Genomic DNA, 3,258 nt, shown 5'->3' on the forward strand with positions numbered 1-3,258 from the left:
ATTTTCTCCTATTCCACCTTCATTTGGTCTAGTGTCATATACAATCCAGACATCATCAGGTGAAAAATTTTGATTATTGTCCATGGCATGATTCTTTTTTTGATGGGTCAATTGCTTGACTTGCCAAAGTTCTTGAGAAAAAAGCGTTGAGGTAACCATAATGAACAATGCAGTAAAAAGATAATTTTTTGGTTTATTTAAGGTCATTTGTAAAGTTTCTTAAAATTTAACTTTCCAATATACGGCAGATTGATAAAATAGTACCAATGTTTTTATACAGGTTCCGGCATTTGCTGCTTTTTTATCTCACCTATTTTAATAATATTTCCGCTTGAAAGACAAAATCCCTGACCTTATGAAATATTTTTATTTGTTGTTTCTATTTTTAATCATCGCATTTGCAGGCAGTGCTCAGGAAATCCACTGGGAAAACACTGCTCCCGGAGTATGGAAAGGCACTTTGGGAGAAGCTGAAAAATACGATCTATTGACTGCCTCAGGTGCCGTCCCCAATTCAACTGCTTTGGCCAAATTGGGCAAGCCCCTTTTCCCCCTAAATAAAGATAAAATTTCCGGTAAATTACAAGATGGCAAAATCTATCTTCAATTGCCACTTGAAAAAGGAGAAGAGATTTATGGTTTCGGATTAAATTTTAAAACCATTCATCAAAGAGGAAGGATAATGCGCCTGCATGTGGACCATTATGGAGGCCAAGACAATGGAAGAACCCATGCCCCTGTTCCATTTTATGTCACAAGTGAAGGCTATGGGGTTTTTATCAATTCTGCAAGATATCTGGACATCTATGCAGGTAGTGCTTCAAGACTTGACAGTGACAATCCTGCAGAGGCATTGGACAGAAACACAGACCCTGCCTGGACCGCCTCGCCATATTCTGATGCAGTGGAAGTTTTGGTACCTGCAGGCGGTGTGGAATTTTATATTTTTGCTGGCCCCACTATGTTAGAGGCCGTTCAGCGCTTCAATTTATTCAATGGAGGAGGCCCAATTCCTCCTCGATGGGGACTAGGCTTTACACAAAGGGTTCACCGACTTTATGACCAAAAACAGGTATTGGCGGAAGCTGAGGAATTTGAAACCAAGGGATTTCCTTTGGATTTCATTGGCCTTGAACCGGGCTGGCAAAGCAAATCCTATCCAAATACTTTCGCTTGGGATCCCACAAGATTCCCTCATCCTGAAAAGCTCATACAGCAGCTAAAGGACAAAAATATCAGTTTAAATCTTTGGATCAACCCTTATGTCTCTCCGGAGGCTGACTTTTACGACACCCTTAAACCCTATTATGGCAGCCATTCGGTTTGGGCCGGCGCAGTTCCTGACCTTAGCATACCCGAAGCTCAGGCTTTGTATTGGGAAACCTTTAAAAAAAACCATATTCTTCCCGGAGTAGGAGGATATAAGATTGACGAAGTGGATGGCTATGATCGTTGGCTCTGGCCGGATGTGGCTCAATTCCCTTCAGGACTGGCTGCCGAACAAGTCCGTCAGACGTATGGTCTGCTGGTACAAAAGCAATCAAGTCAGCTTTTTCGTGATCAAAACCGGCGCACCTACGGTTTGGTAAGGGCTTCCAATGGAGGTGGCGTTGCTTTTCCCTATGTCATCTACAATGATTATTATGACCACAAAGATTTTATCACTGCCCTTATAAACAGTGGATTTTCGGGATTATTATGGACTCCGGAAGCAAGGGCATCCAAAAGCGCAGAAGAGTGGTTGAGAAGGTTTCAAACTGTAGTGTTTTCACCCATGGCCATGATCAATGCCTGGGCCAGCAACACCAAACCCTGGTCTTATCCTGAGGTGGCTGATGAGGTAAAGGAAATGGCACTGTTGAGAATGAAGATGATGCCTTATTGGTACAGTAGTTTTGCTAAATACCATTTTGAAGGAATCCCTCCATTTCGCGCCATGCAGCTGGAATCAGGTTTTACCATTCAAGCCCAGGGCCCAACAGATAGCCTTAAAGACCTTGAAGACAATCCCTATAAAGAAGCAGTTAAAAAGGAGCTTACTGACCAGTATATGGCCGGACCTTTCTTATTGGTGGCACCGCTATTTGCCGGTGAGGAAAGCCGCAGTGTAGTCTTACCTAAAGGCAATTGGTACGACTTTTATACCGGAAAATTCGTCGGAAACGGAGAAATAATCACTGTCAATGCCCGTATGGACCAAATCCCTGTATTTGTAAAGGATGGTGGAATTATTCCCATGATGAAATCCCGATTACATGCTCCGGAAAAGGGAGAGCGGTATGATCTGGAAATTTACCATTATGGAACCTCTCCAGGCCACTTTACTTTGTATGATGACGATGGAATTTCCTATGATTACGAAAAAGGGCATTATTCTTGGAGAGAAATTAATGTAAGAATAGGGAGTGATGGACAGTGGAAAGGATCCGTATCTCCTGCCAAAGCTCAAAAACCTGACAATATTGGCAAGATTCGCTGGATATTTATGACTGAAAGCAATGGACACAATCCAGTAAAATAGACCTTTCACCTATCTTCACAGATAGGAGGTAAATGAAAAATTCTATGGGAAGGATAATAATTTCAATACTGGAATTATATGAATCACTTTAATTTTAAGCAGGTAAAATGAGTCCGGAAATTTATAATAGAATTGCATACTTATCATGTAAAAAAAACACAATTTAATTAAAAGAGTTAGTGCCGGAAATGGGACCCAAACTAGTGAAACAATTATCTCCTCACATTGGTTAATTTAAAGTAGGTCTTCAATTCAAGCCTATTATTTCCAATGCCATACTTTTAAATAATGGAGCGTTCGCAACGCTCATTTATTAGCTTTTAGCAGAGCGTACATTTGCATTTTAATTACGACAAAAAACAAGACGATGAAAAAAAAACTACAATTTAAAAGGAACATTTTCACTTATATAACAGCCTTAGTTATCCTTTCGGGAGCTTTTGCATGCTCCACCAAGGTCACCTTCCCTGTTTCAAGTGTAGTCCCTGCTGCAGAACCTGTCGCCTCGATTAATAAAACCAAGGAAGGGGCTTACTTAGTGAAACTTGACATCAACAATTTAGCCCTTCCGGAACGTCTTTCTCCACCAAAAAAACATTATATAGTATGGATAGAGGCGCCGGGACAAGGGCTTATTAGGCTGGGAGAAATCTCCAACAATAGTGGTATGTTTAAGAACCGGGGAAAAGCATCTTTTGAAAAGGAAACGAGGCACAAACCCGCAATGCTACTTGTAA

At 41.1% G+C, this 3,258-nt stretch carries 2 protein-coding genes and 1 pseudogene; 2 read left to right on the forward strand and 1 reads right to left on the reverse strand.

What is annotated here, in order from left to right; all coding sequences use genetic code 11:
- Nucleotides 1–207 (reverse strand): annotated as a pseudogene (locus tag AAC037_RS22380) (DUF3748 domain-containing protein); the annotation flags it as partial.
- 148 nt (nucleotides 208–355) lie between these two features.
- Here AAC037_RS22380 and AAC037_RS22385 point away from each other — a divergent pair.
- Together AAC037_RS22385 and AAC037_RS22390 are read left to right on the forward strand one after the other, a co-directional pair.
- Nucleotides 356–2,521 (forward strand): TIM-barrel domain-containing protein, encoded by a 2,166-nt coding sequence (locus AAC037_RS22385; protein WP_339905749.1) that lies wholly within the window; start codon nucleotides 356–358, stop codon nucleotides 2,519–2,521.
- A 367-nt stretch (nucleotides 2,522–2,888) separates the two neighbouring features.
- The coding region (locus AAC037_RS22390) for a hypothetical protein (RefSeq protein ID WP_339905751.1) at nucleotides 2,889–3,258 on the forward strand (370 nt) is incomplete at its 3' end.

The sequence above is a fragment of the uncultured Cyclobacterium sp. genome (genome assembly GCF_963976465.1).
Lineage (GTDB): Bacteria > Bacteroidota > Bacteroidia > Cytophagales > Cyclobacteriaceae > Cyclobacterium.